The organism is Labilibaculum euxinicum, assembly GCF_009795715.1.
GTDB lineage: Bacteria > Bacteroidota > Bacteroidia > Bacteroidales > Marinifilaceae > Labilibaculum > Labilibaculum euxinus.
The window spans coordinates 167,440-191,723 of the sequence record NZ_WTCR01000006.1 but is presented as its reverse complement, the minus strand read 5'-3'; the positions used below and the strand labels follow the sequence as shown (position 1 = coordinate 191,723).

Annotated in this window: 22 protein-coding genes; 9 read left to right on the top strand and 13 right to left on the bottom strand. The window is 36.2% G+C overall.

Features of this window, described 5'->3' with window-relative positions:
• Positions 1–55 precede the first annotated feature (55 nt).
• Entirely contained in the window at positions 56–1,105 is a 1,050-nt protein-coding gene (locus GQR60_RS09940; protein ID WP_124992772.1) for an LA_2272 family surface repeat-containing protein, read from the top strand.
• Between the two features lie 57 nt (positions 1,106–1,162).
• On the opposite strand, the gene ovoA is transcribed toward GQR60_RS09940, so the two are convergent.
• Positions 1,163–3,298 (bottom strand): 5-histidylcysteine sulfoxide synthase, encoded by a 2,136-nt coding sequence (ovoA, locus tag GQR60_RS09935; RefSeq protein WP_124992771.1) that lies wholly within the window; start codon positions 3,296–3,298, stop codon positions 1,163–1,165.
• A gap of 165 nt (positions 3,299–3,463) precedes the next feature.
• Here ovoA and GQR60_RS09930 point away from each other — a divergent pair, with 165 nt between their 5' ends.
• Positions 3,464–3,706: a GlsB/YeaQ/YmgE family stress response membrane protein gene (locus GQR60_RS09930; RefSeq protein WP_101307928.1), complete on the top strand. Its 243-nt coding sequence runs from the start codon at positions 3,464–3,466 to the stop codon at positions 3,704–3,706.
• Between the two features lie 69 nt (positions 3,707–3,775).
• On the opposite strand, the gene GQR60_RS09925 is transcribed toward GQR60_RS09930, so the two are convergent.
• Together GQR60_RS09925 and GQR60_RS09920 are read right to left on the bottom strand one after the other, a co-directional pair.
• Complete coding sequence (locus tag GQR60_RS09925) at positions 3,776–4,093, bottom strand: antibiotic biosynthesis monooxygenase family protein (protein WP_124992770.1); 318 nt, start codon at positions 4,091–4,093, stop codon at positions 3,776–3,778.
• Complete coding sequence (locus tag GQR60_RS09920) at positions 4,090–5,037, bottom strand: hydrogen peroxide-inducible genes activator (protein WP_124992769.1); 948 nt, start codon at positions 5,035–5,037, stop codon at positions 4,090–4,092. Before GQR60_RS09920 ends, GQR60_RS09925 begins: the two co-directional genes overlap by 4 nt.
• Positions 5,038–5,257: 220 nt before the next feature.
• On the opposite strand from GQR60_RS09920, the gene mtnN reads away from it, so the two are divergent.
• From mtnN to GQR60_RS09900, 4 genes are all read left to right on the top strand, one after another.
• Positions 5,258–5,962 carry a 5'-methylthioadenosine/S-adenosylhomocysteine nucleosidase gene (gene mtnN, locus GQR60_RS09915; RefSeq protein WP_124992768.1) on the top strand — a complete coding sequence of 235 codons (705 nt, stop codon included), beginning with the start codon at positions 5,258–5,260 and terminating at the stop codon, positions 5,960–5,962.
• A gap of 11 nt (positions 5,963–5,973) precedes the next feature.
• Positions 5,974–6,453, top strand: coding sequence for an S-ribosylhomocysteine lyase (locus GQR60_RS09910; RefSeq protein ID WP_101307932.1), 480 nt, complete (start codon positions 5,974–5,976; stop codon positions 6,451–6,453).
• Between the two features lie 107 nt (positions 6,454–6,560).
• Positions 6,561–7,010 carry a hypothetical protein gene (locus GQR60_RS09905; protein WP_124992767.1) on the top strand — a complete coding sequence of 150 codons (450 nt, stop codon included), beginning with the start codon at positions 6,561–6,563 and terminating at the stop codon, positions 7,008–7,010.
• A 188-nt stretch (positions 7,011–7,198) separates the two neighbouring features.
• Positions 7,199–9,313, top strand: coding sequence for a M3 family metallopeptidase (locus tag GQR60_RS09900; RefSeq protein WP_306598441.1), 2,115 nt, complete (start codon positions 7,199–7,201; stop codon positions 9,311–9,313).
• A gap of 117 nt (positions 9,314–9,430) precedes the next feature.
• Here the strand turns inward: GQR60_RS09900 and GQR60_RS09895 are convergent, their stop codons facing one another.
• Entirely contained in the window at positions 9,431–10,018 is a 588-nt protein-coding gene (locus tag GQR60_RS09895; RefSeq protein WP_124992766.1) for a TetR/AcrR family transcriptional regulator, read from the bottom strand.
• A 628-nt stretch (positions 10,019–10,646) separates the two neighbouring features.
• On the opposite strand from GQR60_RS09895, the gene GQR60_RS09890 reads away from it, so the two are divergent.
• Positions 10,647–12,167: a hypothetical protein gene (locus tag GQR60_RS09890; protein ID WP_124992765.1), complete on the top strand. Its 1,521-nt coding sequence runs from the start codon at positions 10,647–10,649 to the stop codon at positions 12,165–12,167.
• 119 nt (positions 12,168–12,286) lie between these two features.
• On the top strand, positions 12,287–13,516 hold the full coding sequence (locus GQR60_RS09885; protein WP_124992764.1) for a hypothetical protein: 1,230 nt from the start codon (positions 12,287–12,289) through the stop codon (positions 13,514–13,516).
• A gap of 50 nt (positions 13,517–13,566) precedes the next feature.
• On the opposite strand, the gene GQR60_RS09880 is transcribed toward GQR60_RS09885, so the two are convergent.
• Together GQR60_RS09880 and sfsA are read right to left on the bottom strand one after the other, a co-directional pair.
• Positions 13,567–14,100, bottom strand: coding sequence for a YkgJ family cysteine cluster protein (locus tag GQR60_RS09880; RefSeq protein WP_124992763.1), 534 nt, complete (start codon positions 14,098–14,100; stop codon positions 13,567–13,569).
• Positions 14,101–14,141: 41 nt separating this feature from the next.
• Entirely contained in the window at positions 14,142–14,837 is a 696-nt protein-coding gene (sfsA, locus tag GQR60_RS09875) for a DNA/RNA nuclease SfsA (protein ID WP_124992762.1), read from the bottom strand.
• A gap of 77 nt (positions 14,838–14,914) precedes the next feature.
• On the opposite strand from sfsA, the gene GQR60_RS09870 reads away from it, so the two are divergent.
• Positions 14,915–16,153, top strand: a complete 1,239-nt coding sequence (locus GQR60_RS09870; protein WP_124992761.1) for a hypothetical protein — start codon at positions 14,915–14,917, stop codon at positions 16,151–16,153.
• A gap of 45 nt (positions 16,154–16,198) precedes the next feature.
• On the opposite strand, the gene GQR60_RS09865 is transcribed toward GQR60_RS09870, so the two are convergent.
• The 7 genes from GQR60_RS09865 to GQR60_RS09835 form a co-directional block, all read right to left on the bottom strand.
• Positions 16,199–17,488, bottom strand: coding sequence for a spondin domain-containing protein (locus GQR60_RS09865; RefSeq protein WP_124992760.1), 1,290 nt, complete (start codon positions 17,486–17,488; stop codon positions 16,199–16,201).
• 98 nt (positions 17,489–17,586) lie between these two features.
• On the bottom strand, positions 17,587–18,255 hold the full coding sequence (locus tag GQR60_RS09860) for a Crp/Fnr family transcriptional regulator (protein ID WP_124992759.1): 669 nt from the start codon (positions 18,253–18,255) through the stop codon (positions 17,587–17,589).
• Between the two features lie 129 nt (positions 18,256–18,384).
• The gene (locus GQR60_RS09855) at positions 18,385–18,873 is read right to left on the bottom strand and encodes a superoxide dismutase [Ni] (protein ID WP_124992758.1); all 489 of its coding nucleotides are present in this window, start codon (positions 18,871–18,873) and stop codon (positions 18,385–18,387) included.
• 227 nt (positions 18,874–19,100) lie between these two features.
• A complete protein-coding gene (locus GQR60_RS09850; RefSeq protein ID WP_101307942.1) occupies positions 19,101–19,877 on the bottom strand; it encodes a LytR/AlgR family response regulator transcription factor in 777 nt (258 codons plus the stop codon).
• A 31-nt stretch (positions 19,878–19,908) separates the two neighbouring features.
• On the bottom strand, positions 19,909–20,949 hold the full coding sequence (locus tag GQR60_RS09845) for a histidine kinase (RefSeq protein ID WP_124992757.1): 1,041 nt from the start codon (positions 20,947–20,949) through the stop codon (positions 19,909–19,911).
• A gap of 34 nt (positions 20,950–20,983) precedes the next feature.
• The gene (locus GQR60_RS09840) at positions 20,984–22,021 is read right to left on the bottom strand and encodes a sensor histidine kinase (RefSeq protein ID WP_124992756.1); all 1,038 of its coding nucleotides are present in this window, start codon (positions 22,019–22,021) and stop codon (positions 20,984–20,986) included.
• Between the two features lie 330 nt (positions 22,022–22,351).
• Positions 22,352–23,791 carry a hypothetical protein gene (locus GQR60_RS09835; protein ID WP_124992755.1) on the bottom strand — a complete coding sequence of 480 codons (1,440 nt, stop codon included), beginning with the start codon at positions 23,789–23,791 and terminating at the stop codon, positions 22,352–22,354.
• Between the last annotated feature and the right edge of the window lie 493 nt (positions 23,792–24,284).

Below are 24,284 nucleotides of genomic sequence, written 5' to 3'. Positions count from 1 at the left end.
ATCTCCCACTACAATTGTCCTCCTTCTATAAGATCATAAAATCAAATTTATAGAAATGACAAAAGTAAAAATTGTACTAGCATGCATGATACTGAGCTTAGTAAGCCCGGCTATTGCCCAAAACCACACAAAATATCAAGTCGGTTTTGTTTCTCCTATCGGAACCAATGGAACAAATTCAATCAACTACATCAACGATTATTCCTTTAACTTACTGATAGGGATTAATGGTGGTGTAAATAAAATGGAAGTTGGCGGCTTAGCGAATTACAACAAAGGAAAAACAACTGGATTTCAACTTGCCGGAGTTACTAATGTTATCAGAAACAAAGCAGATGGTTGTATAATTGCCGGAGTCGCTAACTTGATAATTGATGATGCAAAAGGATTTCAGCTTTCTGGTGTAGGCAATATTAATTCCAGGAATTCAAATGGAGTAATGATATCCGGTGTTGCCAATATCACAAAAGAAAATGCCAAGGGGTTTCAGTTGTCCACGGCAAACATCACCAAAAACAAATTAAATGGTGTGCAAATAGGAGCTTTCAACTATGCAAAAATCCTAAAAGGAAGTCAAATAGGTGTTTTTAATCTTGTCGACAGCCTTGAAAGCGGCACACCAATAGGCCTTTTCTCTATTGTAAAAGGAGGTTATTATGCGCTTGAAATTTCTACCAATGATGTTATTCACGCTAATTTAAACTACAAAATGGGTGTTGAGCATTTCTATACCCTATTTACAGTTGGATTTGATCGATACAAGGGCAAAGATCTTTTTAAATACGGCACCGGATTTGGAAGTTTACTCCCCATTGGTCAAAGATACAAGTTATCCATTGAAGCAACATCAAACCAATTGGTATACGATAACGACTGGAGTGAATTAAATCTTTTAAACACATTGCAAACCAATTTTCATTTTCACTTTACTCCTCAATGTTCCCTCTTTGCCGGCCCTACCCTTAATGCTTACATAACCAATAAGAAAGTTGGTGAACAATATGGAACAATAGACATTCCCCACACGATCTACGATCATACAAGCAGTAAAAACAAATTGTTTGTATGGATTGGTTTTAATGCTGGTGTTTCATTCCAATTTTAACCGAAACTAACAAAAAAGAACCGCAATTGTGTAATGCGGTTCTTTTGTTTTCATGAATTATTTCTTTCTCCAAACCGTCATCTGCGATATGGTATGCTGAAATTTCCGTGACGTTTCGCGAATTACAAAAGGAACATCCTTGGGCTCATCCAACAAATCGAAATGTTCCCTCAAAATGTCCTTTAAACCATCAAATGATGTAAAAGGTTCGCCATCTTTTCGGTATCCTCCTACCCATTTATCAGCCTCGGTAAATTCTTCCAGCCAAGTATAGGGCGAAGTGATAACCAAAATTCCACCATCATTAATCCGCAAATGAATCTCTTGCAGAAATTGAATTGGATCGTACAGTCTATCGATTAAATTGCCTGCAAACACCAAATCGTATCCGGTATAAATGGGTTTTAAATTGCAGGCATCTGCCTGAAAAAATTCAACTTTATCACGAACAGAATCCAAACCGCAATCATCTAATTTAATTTCCTGATAACTTGTTAGCTTCCCTTCTTCCTGTCGGATATACTTTAGTTTTCCAGTTTCTTTCAACTGAGTTCCAATGCGAATGAAACGAGCTGAAAAATCCAAACCTGTTACCTTATCAAAATATTTTGCCAACTCGAAAGTCGTTCTGCCCGTTGCACATCCTATATCCAATGCATTTCCTTTTTTCAGGTTTTTTAAGTGATCTTCGATAAAAGCAAGACAAGTTTTAGAATAATCTTTCACACCAAAATATTCCTTTCCATACTGGAATTCACAATATTGCGATACTAAACCATCCGTTTCATAGTAATCTGTTTCAATTAGCACCTCCTGATCTGATTCAATGTACCGAAAACCAGCATGTTGAAAAAAATGACGCCGAAAAGCATAACGGGAATCGCGAATGGCCAGATTTCCTGTCGATATCCAGGAACCACCTTTAATCAGATTGTGCTTGGCATCAAAAGTTGGCGTTGAAAAATCATCGTAAAACGGATGAATCTCAAAACCATCCAAACCTGAAATAGGCATCTCTGTCCATTGCCAAACATTCCCAATTACATCATAAAAACCATCGGTTTCAAATTTATCCACAGGACAGGATGAAGCGTAATGCTCCAAATTAATATTCCCGGGAGCCGTTTCCCATTCAGGTTGATCTGCTATTTTTAATGAATCTCGTAAGCGATAATACTCTGCCTCGGTTGGCAGGCGCAAAGTTTTGCCTGTCTTCGCAGATTTCCAGTTACAGAAAGCCTTTGCTTCCAGATAATTTACCTCAACAGGCCAATTCCAAGGCATTTCAATCATCTCGAGCATGGTACGAAACTTCCATACACTTCCTTCTTTCAGCCACCACAAAGGATGCTCACATTTTTTATAAGTCACCCAGCCCCAGCCTTCTTCCGTCCACCATTTTTCTGTTTTGTATCCATCATCGTCAACAAAACCCTTAAACTCCTCATTCGAAACCAAAAACTTAGATGCATGAAATGATTTAATTTTAGACTGGAATTCTCCAAACTCATTGTCCCAGCCATACAAAGCATTGTCCTTGCCTTTTCCTATTCTTACCTTTCCCGATTTCACTTTTAACAATTCATTGACCGGAGCATTTCCCCATTCCTTACAAATCTTAAACAGCAAATTGGGTTTTATCAAATGGATGGGCAACTGACGAATCAGTACCGATGATGTTTCGATATGAATTCGCTGATGCTCTATTCCCATCATTATTACCCAAAACTGACTTTCCCAATTGATAGGAATTTTCAGCGGAAGCTCTAAAATCAGCTTCTCAATCATCTTCTTTGCTTCATTACGATATGCCAGAGTTTCCTGCATCGTTGGCCATTCGTAATGTTTGTCATTCAAATCATCCCACGACATTTCGTCCACTCCCACAGCAAACATCGATTCAAATTTTGGATTTAATCTATCGGTGATGATTCCTGCCAATATCAATTTATTTACGAAAAAGGTGGCTGTATGTCCAAAATAAAAAGCCAGAGGATGGCGCAATGGATCAGCCCGGTGTAAAAATGCCTCTTGTCCGTTTAAGCAATCGTATAGGAGTTCATCCAATTCCCATGTCTTTCTAAAATAGTTGAGAATCTCTTTTCTTTTTTCTTCCGGATTCCCTTGGTTCAATATCGGTGTTTTAGTCACCAATAAATCTTGACGACTCTTTGTTTCTATCATATTTTCCATAAAATTTCAGCTTTGAATATTCCATTTTCATTGCAAAAATGAAGTTAATAATTATTCTTATCCATTCAAAAATCCATTGCAATGCAAGACAAGTAATCAATAATAAAAAGATTGTTTTTGTTTTAAGAAATTTTAGTAATTTAATAAGGCACTAATTCTCAACACATGAACTATCTTATTTTTTTACTAATTGGACTTGTAGCCGGATGGATTGCGAGCATTTTATTAAAAGGTCGTGGTTATGGCATGATAATCAACCTGATTTTAGGTGTTATTGGTTCTTTTATAGGAGGTACAATCTTTGGTATTTTTGGGATACATTTAAATGGATTCTTTGGTTTGCTTATATCTGCAACAGTAGGAGCTATTGTTCTTATTTGGGTAGTAGGCTTGTTTTCGAAGAAATAAGGCTCGTTTTACAGCATTCACCCCTAAATCCCCTTTAGGGATTTGGGTTACATTTATGAATCCGAAACACTATTTCTCGAAAAAATAATCCGATTCCACCTTACAGATTCGAACAGCATATTTTTCGTACCAATTCTCTTTGCCTCTTTCCTGAGCAATTTGATGAGCGGGATGTGCCTGCCATTTTTTAATTGCATCTAAACTCTCCCAATAAGAAACCGTTATTCCAGTCTCCTCCCTTGCTGATTCAACACCTAAAAATCCTGCTTGTCTTTTGGCCAATTCCATCATAGATTCAGCCATTTCTGAATAGCCATTATCAGCCGTTGTTTTTATTGATGAAAATATAACAGCATAATACGGTGTCCCGTTAGTTTTAGCAATCATTTTTCTATAAAATTAGTTTTTACAATTTCCTTATCTTCTCCACTAAGCATTTGCGAAGGAACACTATCTTTAATAACCTGATTAATTACATTTAACAGATTTCGTCTCACTTCTGTTTTTAATGAAACCATAGTCACCTCTCTCACCTTCTTCCTCCCTTTAATCTCCTTTATCATTTCCTCCTGCTCCGAAGGAATCATCAAAGTAGAAAGTTCCGGCAAAAAAGTAATTCCTCCTTTGTATTCAACAATTCTTCGAAGTGCATCTATATTATTGCTCTCATAAACAAAATTTCCGTTCTGATTCGATTGAATACTGCAAATATTAGTCACCTGATCCATAAAGCAATTCCCTTCTCTTAGCAACCAAACATCCGAAAAATCCAATTTACTAATGTCTATTTTATCCTGAGCAAACAACTCATGTTTATCTGACACATACAAATAAAATCGCTCGTAAAATAAGGGAGCCAAATCCAAATTACTTTTCAATTCAATTGGTGTTGAGATGATTCCACCATGAAAAGTTCCGGTTTTAATTCCCCGCAAAATATCTTCGGTAATTGCCTCCTGAATCCTTATTTTAATCCTGGGATACTTTTTATTCAACTCATCGATAAACAAAGGCACAAGAAATGGTGATAAGGTTGGAATAACGCCCAGGCAAACCTCTCCCTGAATTTCTTCAGACAATTGAATGGCAAAATCTTCCAGTTGCTTCGATTCTGTCACCAAAAGTTGTGCTTTTTCCAAAAAAGCAATTCCATTTAAGGTCGGTTCCACATTTTTGGTCGACCGATCGAAAAGAATAATACCCAACTCATCCTCTAAGGCCTGTATCTGCAAACTAACAGCCGGCTGCGATACTCCCATAGATTTGGCAACACCGATGTAACTTCCCAAACGGCCTAAGGCCAAAGCGTATTTTAATTGTTTTAAGGTCATTCAATAACTTTTTCTTATTTGAATGATGAAGTTAATTAAAAATATCAATCTCTAAACTATCAGATCAACAGTTCTATCTTCGGATAAGAGAAAAACGGATCAATAAAATTCTGATTAATACGTTTAAAACTGCATTGTTTTTTAACTTTGCCCACTTACTTAAAACAGCAATATTATCTTTGTACTCTGTACTTGATACTTACTACTTGATACACAAAAAATGAAAATTGGAATTATAGGTGCAATGGAAGTCGAAGTAGTTAAACTTCGCAATCAATTGTCCAACAGAAAAGAACAGAAAAAGGGCTCTTTTGTATTCTATACGGGTACTTTAAACAATGTTGAAATTGTTTTGCTTCAATCGGGAATTGGAAAAGTAAATGCAGCTATCGGAGCCACTTTACTCATCGACAACTTTAAACCTGATTATATTATTAATACAGGTGCTGCGGGAGGTTTTCCCGGTGATTTAAAAGTTGGAGACATTGTAATATCCGAAGAGGTTATTCATCATGATATGGATTGCACTGTTTTTGGTTATAAAACAGGACAAGTTCCCGGAATGCCGGCAAGTTTTGCTGCCAATGAGAAATTAATTTCTTTGGCCGATAAATCGGTTCACCAATTAACCGATTTACAGACAAAAAAAGCAACTATTCTAACCGGTGATCAATTCATGAATAATGCCGAAGCAACCAACAAGATAAAAACTTTATTCCCTGCAGCCGAAGCTGTTGAAATGGAAGGTGCCGCAATTGCACAAACCTGTTACCAGTTCGATATTCCATTTGTGGTTATCCGATCTATTTCGGATATTGCAGGACAAGAGAATGCAATGGAATATCAGGAATTTGTTGAAATAGCTGCCGTAAATTCAGCCAAAATGGTGACAGAAATGGTACGTGAGTTAGGAAATCAGAAATAAAAAAAGAAAAAATGGAAAAGATACAGAGCTTTACAGTAGACCACAATAAATTGAAAAGAGGGATTTATGTATCCCGTAAGGATAAAGTTGGAGCAGAAACATTAACAAGTTTCGATATCCGAACCAAATTGCCAAATCAGGAACCGGCAATGGATATTCCGGCAATGCACACCATGGAACATTTGGGTGCTACCTTTTTAAGAAACCATAAAGAATGGGCAGACCGTACAATTTATTTTGGCCCAATGGGATGTCGAACCGGCTTTTATGCAATTTTCAACGGCGATTTGGAATCAAAAGATATCGTAAAGGTAACTCAGGAAATGTTTGATTTTATGGCTGATTTTAACGGCGAAATTCCAGGAACAAACAAGATAGAATGTGGAAATTACATGAGCCACGATTTACCTATGGCTAAATGGGAATCAAACAAATTCAAAACTGAGGTTTTGGAGCATCTAACTGACGAGAATTTGAATTATCCTGAATAAGGATTGAAAGTATACACAAAAAAAAGTGACTGTTTTTCTTATTGAGAGGCAGTCTCTTTTTTTGTTCAAATTTCCTTATATTTAGTGATAATAAATAGCTCCATGCAATGAAGATTTCTGGTTCAAGGTTTCTTATTATTACAATTTTAATATTACTGATTCCCATTTATGCAAATTGGAAACTTATAGTGTATGGGGAGAAAACAGAAGGTATTGTAGTAAAAATAGTAGAAGAAAATACCGGCATGTTACTCTCTTTTTATTCCGTTATTGCCTACGAAGCCAATCAAAAGCAATTTACCTTAAAAGGTCCTGAGAATGTTGAATATCCTATTGGAAAAAAATTTCAGATTCTTCACTTACAAGAAGATCCTCAAAATGCAATTATTTTCTCAATAAAAGGATTCTATTTAAATAAATTCACTTCAACTTCGTTTGTGTTATTCGTTTTATGGATCGCATTTTACTTAAGCTTCTCACCAAAGAGTGCAAACCGGGACTCTGGAAAGCAAAAAATGAATTCAAATAAAAAAAATTGCAGAAAAAAATTAGTTTAAACCAGATTTTCTATCTCCCAATATCCAAAGTATAAAACCTCCCCTTATTCATTTCACATTCCAAACATTTTAATTCTAAATTGCAGCAAGTATGCTGCGAAAACTAAACAAATCATAAGGAAAACCAGTCAGATTTTACTAATTTGGCAGGCAAACATTCTATAAGTACTAATACTAAACCTAACAACGTGAAAAAGACTTTTCTTTATGTACTTGTTGCAGGTATGGGTTTAACCGCCTGCAATAGTAACAAAAGTGAGCAAAAGACTGAAAATCCGTTTTTTGCAGACTACAACACTCCTCACCAAACAGCTCCATTTGATTTAATTAAATTTGAGCACTTCGAGCCGGCTTTCATGGAAGGCATGAAGCAGGGTCGTGCAGAAATTGATGCTATTGCCAACAATACTGAAGCACCAACTTTCGAAAATACGATCGAAGCAATGGATAAAGCCGGACAATTGTTGACTAAAGTCAGCAATGTGTTTTTTAATCTTTCGGGTTCGGATACCAATGATTCCATTCAGGCTCTTTCGAAAAGATTGGCTCCTGAATTGACAAAATATGGTGCTGATATCGACCTAAACGAAAATTTGTTTAAAAGAGTTAAAGCTGTTTATGAGCAAAAAGATGCATTAAACTTAGACGTTGAAGCAAATACTCTTCTAGAGAAAACATACAAAGGATTTGTTCGTGGTGGTGCTGATTTAGATGCCGGTAAAAAAGCAAAACTTCGTGCAATCGATGAAAAATTATCATTATTAACTCTACAGTTTGGAGAGAACCAATTGGCAGAAAACAATGCATTTGTATTGCTTATTGATAATGAAGATGATTTAGCTGGTCTTCCGGAATCTGTTAAAGCAGCTGCCGCTGAAACCGCAACTGCAAAAGGAGAAGAAGGAAAATGGGCTTTCACTTTAGACAAGCCAAGTATGCTTCCTTTTCTTCAGTACGCAGATAATCGCGAATTAAGAAAAAAAATCTACATGGGTTATGTGAACCGTTGTAATAACGACAATGAGTTCGACAACAAAAAAGTATTGTCAGAAATTGCTAACCTAAGAGTAGAAAAAGCTCAATTGTTTGGATTTAAGAGTCATGCAGATTATATTCTTGCCGAGAATATGGCAAAAACTCCTGAGAAAGTATTCGAATTATTGAATAAACTATGGGATGCTGCTCTTCCAAATGCAAAACTGGAAGCTGCTGAAATGCAAAAAGTGATTGACAAAGAAGGTGGTAAATTCAAACTGGCATCTTACGACTGGTGGTACTATGCTGAGAAAGTAAAGAAAGCGAAATACAATTTAGATGAGTCTGAACTTCGTCCATATTTCGAAATTAACAACGTTCGCGATGGTGCTTTCGAATTGGCTCACCGCCTTTATGGAATCAATTTCATCGAAAGAAATGATATCTCAAAATATAATAAGGATGTTCAGACCTGGGAACTGCAGGAAGCAGATGGAACTCATATTGGAATATTCTATTTAGATTATTTCCCCAGAGCTTCGAAGCGTGGTGGTGCATGGATGAACAGCTTCCGCAAACAATCAGGTTGGCAAACAGAAAATGCAATTACTCCAATTATCTGCAACGTATGTAACTTTACCAAGCCTGTAGGCGATCAGCCAGCTTTGCTAAGTGTTGATGAAGTGGAAACTTTATTCCACGAATTTGGCCACGCTTTGCATGGATTCCTTTCAAGATGCAAATACAACACTCTTTCCGGTACTGCAGTATCACGCGATTTTGTTGAACTGCCATCGCAGGTAATGGAAAACTGGTGTCTAGAGCCTGAAATGTTGGCATTGTATGCCAAACATTACCAAACCGGAGAGGTAATTCCTGTTGAATTGGTTAAAAAAGTTCAGGATGCCGGTAAATTTAATCAAGGATTTGCTACTGTTGAATACCTTGCTGCTTCGTTGTTGGATATGAAATATCATACTTTATCTGAAGTTCAGGATATCGATGTTACAAAGTTTGAAGATGATTACCTGAAATCAATTGGCTTGATTCCTGAAATCTATTCAAGATATCGTTCTACTTACTTTGCTCACATTTTTAGCGGTGGATACTCTTCAGGATACTACGCTTACATCTGGGCTGGAGTATTGGATTCGGATGCTTTTCAGGCGTTCAAGGAAACTGGTTTATTCAACAAAGAAACTGCTGCAGCTTTCCGTAATAACGTTCTAGCCAAAGGTGGTACTGAAGATCCAATGAAATTATATAAACGATTCAGAGGTGCTGAACCAAATATTGATGCTTTATTAATCAAACGCGGTTTAAAATAATTTATAAATTCTTGACTAAAGGCAATTTGTCTTTAGCAGATTTGCAAAAACATAAAGAATCCGGTTCACGATATGAACCGGATTCTTTTTTATTTATAATCTCAGATTGAATAAAATCTAATCTTCGTATTCGGTTTTTTTAATGTACATATTCAAAACTTTCTGCTGCATTTCATCAATTGGATACCCATCAGGTTCCAAAACAAAATTCATCGCAATTCCATCGAGCATCGAGGCCAGAAAACGTGTTTCCATCTTGGGGTTTTCAGTACCTTCTTTACTAAAATATTTTCTAATTATATTTAATTTCGGACTTACGATTTCGTGCAATTCATGTTTGTACTGGTCAACCACCCCCGGCTGAAGTCTCAAAGAATAAAAAAGGCGAAAGAAATCAAGATTTTTTTCAACAGAATCAAAATAATCGTTAATAAAAAAAAGCAATTCAACCTCCTGCAATTTACCATCCTGATTTGGATCCACTCCATCAAATATTAGATGTACTGCCTCAGCAACAATTGTGTGAAGCAAATTCTCCTTCGTTTTAAAAAGAGAAAATAACTTTTCCTCACTAATACCAACTTCACCGGCAATCATAGCACCTGTTGTCGAGAAATAGCCATCACGCACAAAAATTTCTAAAGCAATGTTAAGAATCTCTTTCTTTAATAAATCATTTGCTGGATTATTTTTCGTTTCTGCCATAATCTGAAATTTTAAGAATTAAGCCACTACTCCCTTTGTAAGTTACAACAGAATTTAGCTTAATTCCAAAAATTTTTATTTTCAGCAACATTGGTTTTATCTCAAAACTACCCTGCAATGAAATTATATTCAAACAAATCCCGGCAAAAAGCCAGAACAATGTTTTAGTTCAATATTACATTTTTCTTCTCAAAAAAGAATAGCCTTAAATTCTTCTGGCCTTAACGGATTTATAAATCGAAGTCGTCATTGAATTTTCGTGCAAAACTTTGAATATCAAAAAAAATACTATCCAACAATTCGCTTTACTCAATTTTTTATACTCCCCACTAAATATTCCTGGCTCTTCACTCATATATTTTTTTTTCATAAATGCTTTTTAAGAATATTTACCGACAGACAGTGACGAACGAATTAATTTTTAACATTAAATAACATTTTTATTACACTAATATAATTTAATGTTACCGATTTATGGTATGCATAAAATTAAAATGATCTGGACAATTAAATCATCGATTCCAAATCATTTAAAACAGATTAAACAAAGTCCGCAGAAACTCTGTGGCATGTTATGGATAATAAGATCCATCTGTAACATCAAAAAAAATAAAAAAAAGACAATTTTATGAAAAACTCAACAAAAGAAATGGAGAATGTTGCCACACTAGTTGCAAACAGTCAAACCGGTGGAGATGAATTCTACGCAGAATTGCAAAAAAAAGCCCAGGATGCGGTAGCTTCAATTTTCAAATCACCATTGTATCCAATTCAGTATCCTTCTCAAGGAGATTTTTTATGGAACTGGCAAAACATGAATAACGACTTTAACGAATCAACCTACAATTACATTAATTCAGTCGTAGCTCCCGGGGATATTACAAACACTGCTAAGCTTGGATCACCAGGAAGTTTTCCAAACGCTTATATTCAAATATTGAATTCAATAATGTACTCGCTGAACACCAAAGATCAAGGACGGTTGGATCAAGCAACAAAAAATGCTTCGACACAGGGAGGAACAGTCGTTTCTGATTACCAAACTTGTTACGGTAACATCTCTGCTGAAGAGATGGAAAAAGTGAAGGTGAAAACCAAACTGGACTACATTATTGGTTATATTTTTGGTAGTGTTTGGAGTGGAAAAGAAGCTGCAGGCGAAAGCCCAATCAGCTATACCCAAATGACTGAGGCCAGAAACTTAAAAAAATTATTGCCTAACCGCCCTGCATCAAGTGATCAGGTAATTTCAGACGTTTCTATCTATCTAAATATTATGAGTCCGGTAAATGCTTTGCAAGATGCACTGCAAAACGGCTCGTGGATACTTACATCATTAAAAGATTGCACTGAGTTTCCAGATAAAAAAAATGGAGGAATTAAAACGGTAAATCCTAATACCGGAGTAATTTCTGACAAATTTAATGTTGGGTATAGTATCAACAAATCAAAACAGGAGATTTCAAACGACCTGCAAAATAAAGGCCGTACCATTGAAATTAAAATGGAAACACATTCAGCTTCAGGAAGCGAAATGAATGTACATATTGAAGGTCAGGCTGGATTTAGTGTTGGTTCCTGGTTGAAATTCGGAATCTCAGGCGGAGGTTCATACGACATGTCGAAAGCTGAAGGAACAAGTACTGATTGTTCCGTTTCAATGAAGTGGGAAGGATATGCAATGATACCAATGGGTCCTACAGCATGGCAGCAAGCTACTGAAAAAGGATGGTATTATGCTGATCCAATTTCTCAAGCGGTAGTTAACGCAGAAAAGGATATTAGCGGATTTAAGTTTGTGATTAAACCGCCCTTCAATATGGACACTTTTAAAAATGGTGGAAACTTTGGTATGCTAAACAACCTTTTAATTGCTAACTACCCAACCGTTGAAATCACATATCGAAATGCAAATTTCAGAAAATTCAAAGAAAGTTGGGAAGAACATGCATCGGGAAATCTGACACTTTTTGGTTTTATTAAACTAGGAAGCTTTAGTCAAGGAGTTTACAAAAGCTCTTTCAAAGAAAGTTCTGACAACAGTTCATTTAAAGTTACATTCTCTGCTTCGGATGCTATTGTTAGTGTTCCTGAACTGCAGCAAAGTGCATATGCTATTGGAGGTGCAATTACAAATCCAGGTGCTTAATCAGCTGTTGTAACAAATACCTGTTTCCACTATGCAGGTAATACTATAGAAGACCTGCTTTTCAGCGGGTCTTCACATATTACATAGATTCTATCCATATTGTAAAAAGAATATTTGAGATGACTAAATCTATAGTAAGAATACTTTTACTTCCCCTTCTGGCATCTGTTGCTCTTTCATTTCAAACGGACACATATGAAATTGCTCAGTGTAACAATACAAAAAATGATACGGATACAACACTACATCAGGTATCAGAATCGCTTTACCCTATTCTTACGGATGCAATAAACAAAGGAATTGCTTCCTTCTATCAGGAACAGATAACTCTTATTCAATACCCGTCACAAGGTAGTTTAAAATGGTACTACCAAAATATGAATGGAATATTCAATGAAGGAACATTCAACTATGTAAGTGCACGGGTACAACCATCAGAAGATTCAAAATATTTAGCATCACTATCCCATGCAGGCGGATTTCCAAACGCTTATTCCAATCTGCTCAATAATATATATTATAATACAGGCGAAACGGAACAACTAAGTGATTCCATTCCTCAAGGTCGATGGGCATTATATCAACTTACAGAGAATACCTGTAATCCGACAAACGCAAATGGTGGAATGAAAACAATAAATCCAAATACCGGTACTATTTCAGAATCATATCAGGTTGCCTATACAATCTCAAACTCAATTGATCAACTGAGAACAGAGCTGAAAAATAATCGAAAATCGATAAAAATTGAGATAAAAATAAACAATCCAAACCCAATCAATGTGCAAATTATTACCTACAATGAAACAACAACCGACAGTATTTTGTACTGCTTGCCTGATTCGATAACATCGCTTCTTCTCCCATTCAATGCGGGAACGATGGAAAATGGAATACTGGGAATGGAATATTACGGAGTTACGATGTTCAATATCCTTCCTAAAAAATGGGAATTTGAATCAAATACAGGATGGTACAATGGATTTCCGATTGCAGATGCAGTCAAAAATACGAACCCAAAAAATAAAGGATATCACTTTGCAGTGACACCTAAATATAATTTAGGCTTACTAAAAGACGGAGGAGACTTTGGTTTTATTACCAATTTATTGATTTGTGACTCTTTGGTCAGCACATTCTCTGATCTTGAAGAACCTGTTTTAAAGGAAAATCCAAATACTCTCACCCCGTCGAACCTATTTCGCGGCAATCGGACTTCCAATGAAAATGTTGTGATCAATCTGAGAGAATCCATTTTTCCTAAATTGAGTGTTCCGATCCTTGAGCAAACAGCTACAGTTATCGGCGGCACTTTTTGTTTTCCCGGCGCAGAAAAAGCAACTCCCTGAAGAAAAAATAAGATTTTCTTAACTGCTGCCGGTTATACAACAGACAGCTTCTATTTTTTCAAATACGTAACCAAACGATTTATAGATATCATATCAAAATCACCAAACTTTTCAGCTTCATAATTCTTAACAAATTCCCGATTGATTAAGAATAGTTTACTGTTGTAGGTGTCCTGCAGAAATGTATTTTCGCTGTGAAAATCCTCAAAATTGGTAAAATTAAGCGGACAAGTTGATAATTCCCAGTCATCGCCTTCGGGACTCATAAATAACAAAGGCAGTCCGTGTGTGCGGCAAATAAAAGGTCTGGATTGGTAGATTTGACACAAATCATTAATCAGGAAATTGCAGTCGTCAGCTTCTTCATCCAGTTCCTGATACTCTTTTGGCGGATTTGCCTTCAATTCCTGCAAGATGCTGAAATACTCCACCGGTAAAACTGAAAAATGCATACAACACTCCGAACAACCTTTTTTGCAAGCCATTTCATCTTTATGCAGGTTGGCTAACTTCTCACTCAATTCGCTTACTTCATTTCTTAGTTCGCGATATCTTTCCAATTCGTTTTGTGCCTTGTCATTCATGTTCTATCTCTTTAGGCTGGCAAAAGTAAGTAATTACGCCTTTATTCCAATTCGAAAGGCAGTAGTTCTCTTAATTCTATTCTTTCCGGCGTTACAATTGCCCGGATGGGATAAACCTCCACTCCATTTTCGTAAGCTTCTTTTAATGTTGTGGCATAATCAGGATCGATATCATATGCAGGAGCAAATTTATCGATGTCGGTTCGTTGAATCACATAAACCATCACAGCTCTTTTGCCTTCTTTCTTTACCTGCATTAATGTATTCAGGTGCTTTTTACCCCGAATTGTCACCGCATCGGGAAAACGTGCATACTCTCCCACTTTCACACTCACATTTTTCACTTCGATAAAACACTCCTCCTCCTCATTCGATGCAAAAACATCAAAGCGGCTATCGCCAAATTTCACCTCTCTTTTTACGAACGAATATCCTCTCAAAGCACCAATTTCTTGATTTTTGACGGCTTCGTAAACCAATAAATTAGGAACAGCTGTATTAATTCCTACCCAAGATTTGTTAATCCGGATCATCTCCCAGGTATACTTGGTTTTACGTTTGGGGTCATCAACAAAGGTCAGGAAGACCTCAGCTCCTTCTTCCAGACAAGATTTCATACTGCCCGAATTCGATGTATGAGCAACAACAATCTCCCCATTGTCCAACTCAACATCAGCTAAAAATCTTTTGTATCGCTTTATTAATCGACCATGCACAAGTTTATTGGGAAAAATCATATTTATAATTTATGTTGGAAAACCAAAGATAAGCAGATTTCACCTACTTTTGTGAAATTAAAAAGATATGAATTTGAATGATGCCAACTGAAATTTCTCCAAAAATATTTATTTACAATCCTACCTGCGAAATGGCCATTGCCAACGGAACGGTTAGCTTTATGCCCAATAAAATCTTAACAAAGTTTGAGCAGGATCTGGATGTATTGCCGATGTTTTTTGCAGATAAAATGGATACAGTATTGGTTCATCAATTGCCTGACCCGCAATTTATTGATCTGCTGATAAACGCAGGTGTAACCATCCCTAATTTCAAACCACTAAGCGCAGCATTAGCAGACTCTGATTTTATTAAAATGCCAAAAGGCAGTCTTCATCCGTGGGGCTGGAGTCCAAGAATTCATCACATTTTTAAACCATTTAAAAAGTCTTGCAGTCCTGATTTTTTAAATCAACCAAATGCCTGTTGGAAAGCAGAACATCGTGATTTGTACAGTCGTAAAAAAGCTCTTGAAATTGGAACTGATGCTATTAACCGCAGAAAAAACTCACTGTTTATTGATCCCGATCAGACAGCACAAGTCTGCACCAGTGTTTTAGAGGTAGAAAACCTAATGAGCAAATGGAAACAAATTGTAATTAAAGCACCATTAAGTTCTGCAGGAAGAGGCATACAGATTCTTCGGTACGCCAGCTTAAATGAATCCATTATTCAATCGATTAATGGGATACTTGCCTCACAATCCTATGTAATGGTTGAACCTTTTTTTAATAAATTATTCGATTTCTCGCTTCAATACTATTGCAATGGGAAGGGTGAAGTGAATTATTTGGGTTTGGGATTTTTTGAAACTGATTCGAAAGGACAATACCTGAGTAACTATCTGGGGGGTATTCCAAGCAAAATGGAAAAACTATTGACCGGAAAATACATTCATGAATTGGAGTCCTGCATGTCGGAAACGCTTGCAGATTCGGATATAGCAACCAACTATACGGGTTATTTTGGAGTTGATTGTATGTTGGTTTTAGATCGTGAAGAAAAGCTGAGAATTCATCCTTGCCTGGAGATTAATCTTCGGTACAACATGAGTACTTTGGCTCTTTTTCTAAACAAAAATATTCGTTCGGGCTCGAAAGGCAATTTTAAAATCTTTAATCAATTCAAAGCAAGTTTCGACCTATTCCATTTGGAAATGATGAAGAAACATCCACTTGAAATTCAGGATGGAAAATGGGTAAATGGATATCTGCCATTGGTAAGTCCATTTCAAAATAAAACTTTTGGTGCCTATATCTTACTCGAAAAGGAATAAAAAAAGGGATTCTCACTCCATGTGAAAACCCCTGTAATTCAAATTCTAGTTGGCACTAATTGTCACCTTAAGCAAATCATTTACTGCAGGATACGTAAATCCGTCATTCACCTGCATTACCTTAACCTCTTCAGTATCTCCGGTATTCGGTTCCGCTTGTCTTGGTGCCTGATTATTACCTGCACCCGGGTATTCATTCACCTCGGTTCCGGCATCCCATAATTTTAACATCGATGTTACATCTCCGGTAACCGGAGTTCCATTATTGAATAAAGCAATTCCCATATCATCAAAAGCTGCAAATATATCATTTGATTGTCCCAACATCGTTGCCAGATTTAAATAATCGCCTTCGGTTGCTTCAAAAGTAAATTCGAAAGCATCTCCCGGGAATATAGGCGCTCCGCCACTTTGTCCCACAGGTTCCGAAAAAACACCGTGACCAACAACAGAAGACAAACCGTTCAAATAGGTATCTAAATCTCCGGGATCGCCATCTTCAGCCAATTTTTCCAAACCATTACCCGCTTGAACTTCACCATCTATGAACAATGGGTAACCAACTGTGCTTACCGAAAATACACCGGGAGCAAAAGGGGAAACATATCCACTGTTATCAGCTAAAAACATACCTGTACCGGCATTCTCTCCATCCTCTGCCAATCCTTCCAAACCATTTGCTACAACCTGATTAGCTGTGAAAACAGGCATTCCTGAATTATGAACTACCCAAACTCCTGGTGCTATTGGAGACTGGAAGGCATACATGTCGGATACATTATTAATGGTGACTGTAAATTCAGAACCACCATCGTGAGCCAAACTCATCTGAATTACTTCAGAATTTGCCGGATAGGTGTATCCATCCATTACATCGGCAACCAATCTAACAGTTCCGTTTTCATCCATTCCAGTATTTGCACCTGCTTGTCTGGGAGCCTGATCGGCTCCTGCGCCTGGTTCTTGATTTACCTCTGTTCCTGCATCCCAAAGCATAATTTCAGAAGTTACGTCGCCTGTTACAGGATCTCCATTTGCATCGTACAAAGCTAATCCTGTATCAGCAAAACCATAAAACAAATCATTGGATTGAGCCAACATTGCAGCGAAAGAAAGGCGGGAACCCTTTCCTGCATTAAAGCTAAAACTTAATGATCCACCAGGCCCAACAGCATCAGATGTACCCGATCTAAAAAAATCTTTACCTGTTTGAATATTTTCCACCCGAACTGTGAAAACTCCTTTTTGAAGTGGATTCATTACAACATCATCGTCTGAATTGCAGGCTGAGAATAACAATGCGCCTGCTGTGGCTAAACTTAGTATCTTTTTCATCTTTTTACATTTTTTGATTATTACTCTATACCAAAATTAGCATCGTCAACAATCATAAAATGTAAGCCATATCACATTTGCGAAAAAAGATGAAGTCTTTATAATTTTTCTTTCGCTAAAATTTTTATTTCCTTCCTTGAATAATCAATAATTCCTTCTTCCTTCAATTCATTAAATAAGCGTGTAACGGTTTCTCTGCTTGTTCCAATTAAATCTGCAAAATCTTTTTGAGTAAAAAAATGACTCACAACCAGTTCTGTGCCCTCCATAGTTCCACTTTCATCGGCCATCTCCTTAATAAACTCGCATAATCTGGTTCTAACATCCTTAAAAAGGAGAGCTTCCAAACGCCGTTCCATTTTTTTTATCCGTACACCTATCAGTTTGTAAATTGAAAAGCCAAACTTTTCATTTGTACGCATTAGTTGATACATATCCGACAATCTCATTGGGCACAGTTCGGTGGGTTCACTGCAGGCCAGTGCATAATCACTTCGTTTTTCTTCTCCCAGCAGAGCTTTTTCTCCAAATATTTCTCCTTTCCCTAGAATAGCCTTCACAACTTCCTCTCCATCTTCGTTATAAGAAACAATTTTCACCTTTCCTTTACTCACCATAAAAATTGATTGAGAAGCATCTTCGGGAAAATAGATAAAATCTCCTTTCTTAAATCCTTCAAAATGATCTTTTCCAAACTCCTTTAACTTATGCGGACAAAGAACCTGATAAAGGTTAATATTCTCGAAACACCAAATTGAATCACTCATTGTAATACTAATTTTAGAATCTGAATTTAATTCATTCTATTTTAAATAAACACGTCCCTTTTACAATCTGTATATATTGAAAAAATCCCTTCCTGTGCAAGAAAGGGATTTGTGAAACACCATATATTTTTAATGATGATGATGTTCTTCCTCTCCAAAATACAAATGAGAAAGCTCTTGAACTGCCTGCTTTAACTTCTCAACATATGTTAGATCTGTAGTTTGTTTAGACTTCATTGCATAAACACAAATTTCGTGAAGAACAGCCAGAAGTTCTGCATTTTTAGCCATTATTTTAGGATCATCTGAAACTTTTACCCTTTGAAACATAAAATACTGGGTAGCAATATCCTGAATTTTATTGGCATGATCTTCTTTATTGGTGATCCATCGAACCAGTTGATTGTAGTCTACTTTCTCTGAAGATGATAATTCGGTAATCTTTTTCATGCTTTTCTCAATGGTTTCAATGTCTTCCGACAACATGATGATCCGAAGAGAATCAGCATAAATTCCGCAGGGAATCTCGCAATGAGCATACGTTTTTGATGAAGCCCCAAGCAAGAGCATAAACAAGATTAGAAGGCCTGCTCCAATTTTTGATTGTAAAGTTTTCATGGAAATCATTATTTTTTAGTGAATATTCAAACTTCTTATTTAAAATTAGTCTAAACATTCATAATACAAAAATTTCCGGCTTTTAATTTCCAAACAAAAAACTAATTCGTGTTCACTGTCCTGTAATTTTACGATCCATCGTACAGAATATCGATGTCAGCATTTTAGTTTTGCTGTTCATTTAAAACAGAAGGCTATATCGAGCTTTGTGTCAAATCAGAAGCCAACTATCCGGCACCGTTAAACCAATCTTTAAAGCTGCCAACCTTTTCTCTGCTTACAATCAATTCCCTGTCAAATTCCTGCGATAAATCTACTTTCAGTCGTGAATTGGAGTGAACCGAAACACCGTTTATTGAATTGATGTTAACGATAAAGGAGCGGCTGATCCGGTAAAACTGCTCCGGATTCAACAAATCCTGAAGCTCTTCCATTTTGTAATCGATAATGTAGCGGTTGCCTTCTTTCAACAGAATAAACACGTCTCTGCCATCGGCATAAAAAACAGAAATATCCTCTGCCTTAAAGGATCTTAGTTTTTCGCCGATTTTCACCATGAAACGTGTTTTGTAATTTTTTTGAATAGTAGCCAGAGCATTGCTTAACTCCTCAAAATTCCTCATATTCCCGGCTCCTGTCAATGATTCCTTAAGGTGCTCTAATTTTTTCAAACTGGTATACAGATTATCAAACGTAACCGGTTTTAACAGATAATCGATGCTGTTTAATTTAAATGCATTCAAAGCATATTCGTTGTATGCAGTAGTAAAAATAATAGGTGTTTGCACCTGTACTCTATTAAATATTTCGAAGCTCAATCCATCAACCAAATGGATATCCAAAAAAATCAAATCAGCTTTGTTCGATGGGTTTCCCAACCAGATGGAGGAATCAGTAACTGAATCGAACCGATCAATCACCTTAATTTTGGGATCGTATTTGTGCAGCAAACGTTCCAACTTATCGGCGGCCAATACTTCATCTTCTATAATAACTACATTCATGGTTAACAGGGATATGTGGTTTAGTAATTTGCTAATCTTCTAAATTAATTTTCGGAATGTAAATTTGGGTGAATTCACTCTTTTTATCCCAAACAAGCTCCTTATTTGAATAAAACCCAATGGCTTTTTTTAGAGTCTTCATCTGCATATTCAATTTGGGAACCGGAGTTAACCGCTCCGAAGACAAAAAATAAAATACAATATAATCATCATTTTCGCTCACATCAACAACCAATTTGGTATTTAAATCAACCATTTGGTAATATTCTATCATTTGCAATACCTGCAAAACAGTATTGGGAACAATATGAATATCTTTTAGAGATGATTCAATCTTCCAATTGACAATAAAGTTGTTGTTGTATTTGTTATTTCTGATGAGTATGTACTGATCAACCTTTTGAATTTCCTCTTCAAGCGAGATAATTTCAGAGTATCTGTTCCCTAATATCCGCCGGTAAAATAAAGCCAGATGATCGATGAATTTTTCTGCCTGATCAACTTCTTTTTTCCGAATCAGACTAATTACACTTTCAAGTGACTGATATAAGAAATCGGGATTAATCTTATTTTTAAACACCTGCAGTTCAAATTCAATATTTTTCCGATTCATTTCCTCTTTCTCCAGCAGAAGCACCTTTTGCTGATCTAAAAACCGGATACTCAGATAAAAAAGATGATACAAAATACCAACTAAAGTAAATACAATAAGGAAAGAGGTCAATTCGGCCCTAAACTCACTTAATCCCAGAAAATAAATGAAGTAGAGAGAAAAGAAAGCGAAAATAAGAATGATTGTGATGATAAAACTTCCCATAAACAGGAAAAAGGATTTCAGCAAAACCCGTTCTTTTAAATAGCCGATTTTCTCTGTTTGATGAATCCAAAAACGATATACTTCGAATAAGGCAAAAGTCACAATTCCCAAAAAGAGGACTTCTTCCGGACTAAAATTGTTTCCAATTTCAGAGAGCCGGTCGAATATTAGTAATATCAGCAGGTAAACGAATACAGCAACCAAGGGTGGTGCAAATATCCTGTAAAGCAGATGGTTTAAATAATTAGTCTTCATAGTTAACAGCTGTTCTTTTGGTTTTGCATCTCAATTATTTCAATTGAGAAATCAGTGGTAAACTGACTTTAAAATGTTCATTTTTATCCAGAAGAATCGTTTCATCGGTAAAATAAGAGTATCTCTTTCGAATATTTTCGATGCCAATTTGAAATGATTCCGGTTGCTCCCGCAACGGATTGATATTGTTTCGAACGCACAAATAATTCTTCTCCGAATCAATTTCCACGGCCAGAGGTGTTGTTTGCGATATCAGATTGTGTTTAATTGCATTCTCAACCAGCATCTGCACGCTTAAAGGGGGAACATAGCTTTTTAAAACAGCATCAGGTAAGTTGATCTTTAATTCGTATGCTTCCTGAAACCGGACCTCCAGCAAATAATTGTAGGCCTGCACAAAATCCAACTCCTTTTGCAAAGGAATTAATGCCTGATCGTTCTGCTTAAATATAAAGCGATAGCTTTCGGCAAACATACGGATAAAGCGTTCCGCCTTTTCGGTATTCTTATAAAGCAGCGAAGAAATTGTATTCAGGGAATTGAACAAAAAGTGAGGATCCAATTGAGATTTTAGCGCTTCAAACTGCAGATTAAGCTGATTGTTGATCATCTCTGCCGAGCGAATCTCCTCTTCCTTCATCTGATTGTAAGAATACACCACAAAATCCAAAAGGGAATAAACAAATACGAGAATAAAAAGAATGATGACCGATTTAAAGAATTCATCTTTATACATCAACCAAAACTGGGTATAAGTTAGTTCGGTCCGCAGCGATATTAAAAACATTTCGGAATAAATTGCCACCAGTACCAAACCTACCACATACAGCAAAACACATTGAATTAAAAAACGAAGCGCATGTTTTTGACGCCAGTTAAAGTTCCTGTTTAAATACTGCCCGATTCCCAATGCCGAAAAGCCGGCCCACAAACCAAATATGGCGCTGGGCACATAGCCGTTGAATTTAAATTCGGCACCAGGCAATTCGCCTGCATGACCATAAAAAGCCAGCATATAGCACAAAATTCCAAGAACAGGACTGATGATAAAAAAACGTAAGTATTTATTCATTGGTACGTATGGGATTTTAATTCTATTTAGTTTACTACCAAATTAACATCAAAACATGCCTTATAAAATGTTTCTTTTCAGCTATATCTTCGTTAAAAAAGATGCATCGCAACATGGCTGTGCTTTACTTTTATGCCTCGATACAGCTAAAAATTAATTCATTTTAATTAAAGTCTGTTTTGAAATTAAATTGGTATAAATACCTGCTAAAGGTAAGGCAAGCAGTCAGAAATCAAACTTTTACAACCTCAATTTCGTTCTAATTGTGTAATTGCATGCCAAAAACAATTCATAAACTGTTGATCATCCTATTAAGCTACAACAACCGGCTTATCTGTCTTTCCGATGAGAATAAATCGCTTTCATAACTTTTCCATATTCATATTCAGAACTAATTTCCTGAGTCGCATTAATAAGAGCATCATAAACTTTCTCATTGCTTAAATCCATTTTTTGACTTGCTCTGGTCAGGAATTGAGCCAATTCGTAATTGGAAGAAATATTCTCAGATTTTGAAATAAGTTCCAACTGCTGTTCTACTGACAATTCCTCCTGATTTAACAACGAATTGTAAAACTTACTTAGTTCATACGAAGAAGAAATATTATCGGATGCTTTTATCAAGTAGTTAAAACGCTCGGTGCCTAAGGCCTCATAACCAATCAACTCATTTAATATTTGCGTATAGGAATATTCTGATGATATCTCTTCAATCAATTCATTAAATTCATCCAGATTAGACGTATTCAGCAAACCTCTCTTGATCATTGTACCAATAATTTGTGTCCTTTCGTAATCGGAAGATAAGCTGTGAGTTAGTTCAATTATTTCATTCAGATTCTTTGTTGAGAGTCCGTCTGCGTTCAGCAACGACTTAATAATCTGGGATTTTTCGTAGTCCGATGAAAGGTCTTCCGCTTCCTTTAGCAAAACAGTTAATTGTTCATTGGTCAGCCTGTCATCATGCAAGGCCAGTTTCATTAAATTGGATTTTTCGTAATCCGATGAAATGTCATCAAAAGCACCGATAAAAAAGGTGAAATTTTCGTTGGTTAAATCATTCAGTTTGTAAACAGATGACAACACCTGAGATAATTCGTAGTTTGAGGATAATTCTGCCAGGCTTTGAAAAAATTCAGCCGAGACTTCTGCGTCTTGCAAAAATACAGGATTGTACTTTTTAAAAATCTGAGACAACTCGTAATCAGAATCAATCCGGTAAGGAAACTCCCTCAGCAAATTTTGCAGTTCCGACTTGTTCAATTTATTATTCTTCAAAAGATATTCAACCATTCTTGAACTAAAATAGTCACTGTCGGTTTTCTCAAGTTCCGATAAAAAGCCGGTGATGCCTTTCTTCTGATAAATCTTATTAACACGGTTCTCCAAATCCAATCCCGAATTACGAATTACATCAGGCAATACCTTTTTCATCCATTCCCGGCCTTTGGGTTCAAAATTCACCTCCTTATTTCCTTCAAAGTATCGGTAAGCAACACGTCCGTTGTCCGAACTTACGTATAGCTTTCGTTTCATTCCGAAACTCACCATACTGATTTTCAGATATCCGCCATCCGATATCGAAATAATATCTGTATAAGAATCATTAAATTCGATATCTCCGTTGCTTGAAATCTTGAGATTTTCACGATTCCAGTTCGAATTCCAGCTAATCGTTATTTCTTTATCGGGCTTAACCGCCAAACCATTGTAAGCCGGAAGCAGTATTATGGCTGCCATTACCAGTAAAAACTGAATGTACTTTCTCATATCGTAAGTATTAGTTGTTGTTTGTATGTCTTTTGTAATTTTTCTACGATACAATATTCCGAAATAGTTATTGGAATGAAAAATAAAATGAACTCAACTGTAAAATGAATGTAGTGAATTGTATTTACTACCAAATTAACATCAAAACACACCTTATAAAATGTTTTCTTTTCAGCTATATCTTCGTTAAAAAAGATGCATCGCAACATGGCTGTGCTTTATTTTTTTGCCTCGGTACAGCTAAAAATTAATTCATTTTAGAAGCTGTTTAAATTTATTTTTAGAAATTTTTATCGAAGAAAAAAGACTCAGAATAAGGCAAATTTGATGCGAATAGTGGTTCTATTTAAAGATAATTTAACGCAATTATGAGGTTTTTGGCTTATAAAAAAGCTAAAGGATAAATTTTTAAACAGTTTCTTAATTAAAGTCCATTTTGAAATTAAATTGGTATAATCCTCTTCCTTTTCGCGATGCGCTAAGCAAAAACATT

Excerpts from the sequence above, each read along its gene's own strand:
- GQR60_RS09940 (WP_124992772.1), top strand. The coding sequence starts at position 56 with ATGACAAAAGTAAAAATTGTACTAGCATGCATGATACTGAGCTTAGTA.
- ovoA (WP_124992771.1), bottom strand. The coding sequence starts at position 3,298 with ATGGAAAATATGATAGAAACAAAGAGTCGTCAAGATTTATTGGTGACT.
- GQR60_RS09930 (WP_101307928.1), top strand. The coding sequence starts at position 3,464 with ATGAACTATCTTATTTTTTTACTAATTGGACTTGTAGCCGGATGGATT.
- GQR60_RS09925 (WP_124992770.1), bottom strand. The coding sequence starts at position 4,093 with ATGATTGCTAAAACTAACGGGACACCGTATTATGCTGTTATATTTTCA.
- GQR60_RS09920 (WP_124992769.1), bottom strand. The coding sequence starts at position 5,037 with ATGACCTTAAAACAATTAAAATACGCTTTGGCCTTAGGCCGTTTGGGA.
- mtnN (WP_124992768.1), top strand. The coding sequence starts at position 5,258 with ATGAAAATTGGAATTATAGGTGCAATGGAAGTCGAAGTAGTTAAACTT.
- GQR60_RS09910 (WP_101307932.1), top strand. The coding sequence starts at position 5,974 with ATGGAAAAGATACAGAGCTTTACAGTAGACCACAATAAATTGAAAAGA.
- GQR60_RS09905 (WP_124992767.1), top strand. The coding sequence starts at position 6,561 with ATGAAGATTTCTGGTTCAAGGTTTCTTATTATTACAATTTTAATATTA.
- GQR60_RS09895 (WP_124992766.1), bottom strand. The coding sequence starts at position 10,018 with ATGGCAGAAACGAAAAATAATCCAGCAAATGATTTATTAAAGAAAGAG.
- GQR60_RS09890 (WP_124992765.1), top strand. The coding sequence starts at position 10,647 with ATGAAAAACTCAACAAAAGAAATGGAGAATGTTGCCACACTAGTTGCA.
- GQR60_RS09885 (WP_124992764.1), top strand. The coding sequence starts at position 12,287 with ATGACTAAATCTATAGTAAGAATACTTTTACTTCCCCTTCTGGCATCT.
- GQR60_RS09880 (WP_124992763.1), bottom strand. The coding sequence starts at position 14,100 with ATGAATGACAAGGCACAAAACGAATTGGAAAGATATCGCGAACTAAGA.
- sfsA (WP_124992762.1), bottom strand. The coding sequence starts at position 14,837 with ATGATTTTTCCCAATAAACTTGTGCATGGTCGATTAATAAAGCGATAC.
- GQR60_RS09870 (WP_124992761.1), top strand. The coding sequence starts at position 14,915 with ATGATGCCAACTGAAATTTCTCCAAAAATATTTATTTACAATCCTACC.
- GQR60_RS09865 (WP_124992760.1), bottom strand. The coding sequence starts at position 17,488 with ATGAAAAAGATACTAAGTTTAGCCACAGCAGGCGCATTGTTATTCTCA.
- GQR60_RS09860 (WP_124992759.1), bottom strand. The coding sequence starts at position 18,255 with ATGAGTGATTCAATTTGGTGTTTCGAGAATATTAACCTTTATCAGGTT.
- GQR60_RS09855 (WP_124992758.1), bottom strand. The coding sequence starts at position 18,873 with ATGAAAACTTTACAATCAAAAATTGGAGCAGGCCTTCTAATCTTGTTT.
- GQR60_RS09850 (WP_101307942.1), bottom strand. The coding sequence starts at position 19,877 with ATGAATGTAGTTATTATAGAAGATGAAGTATTGGCCGCCGATAAGTTG.
- GQR60_RS09845 (WP_124992757.1), bottom strand. The coding sequence starts at position 20,949 with ATGAAGACTAATTATTTAAACCATCTGCTTTACAGGATATTTGCACCA.
- GQR60_RS09840 (WP_124992756.1), bottom strand. The coding sequence starts at position 22,021 with ATGAATAAATACTTACGTTTTTTTATCATCAGTCCTGTTCTTGGAATT.
- GQR60_RS09835 (WP_124992755.1), bottom strand. The coding sequence starts at position 23,791 with ATGAGAAAGTACATTCAGTTTTTACTGGTAATGGCAGCCATAATACTG.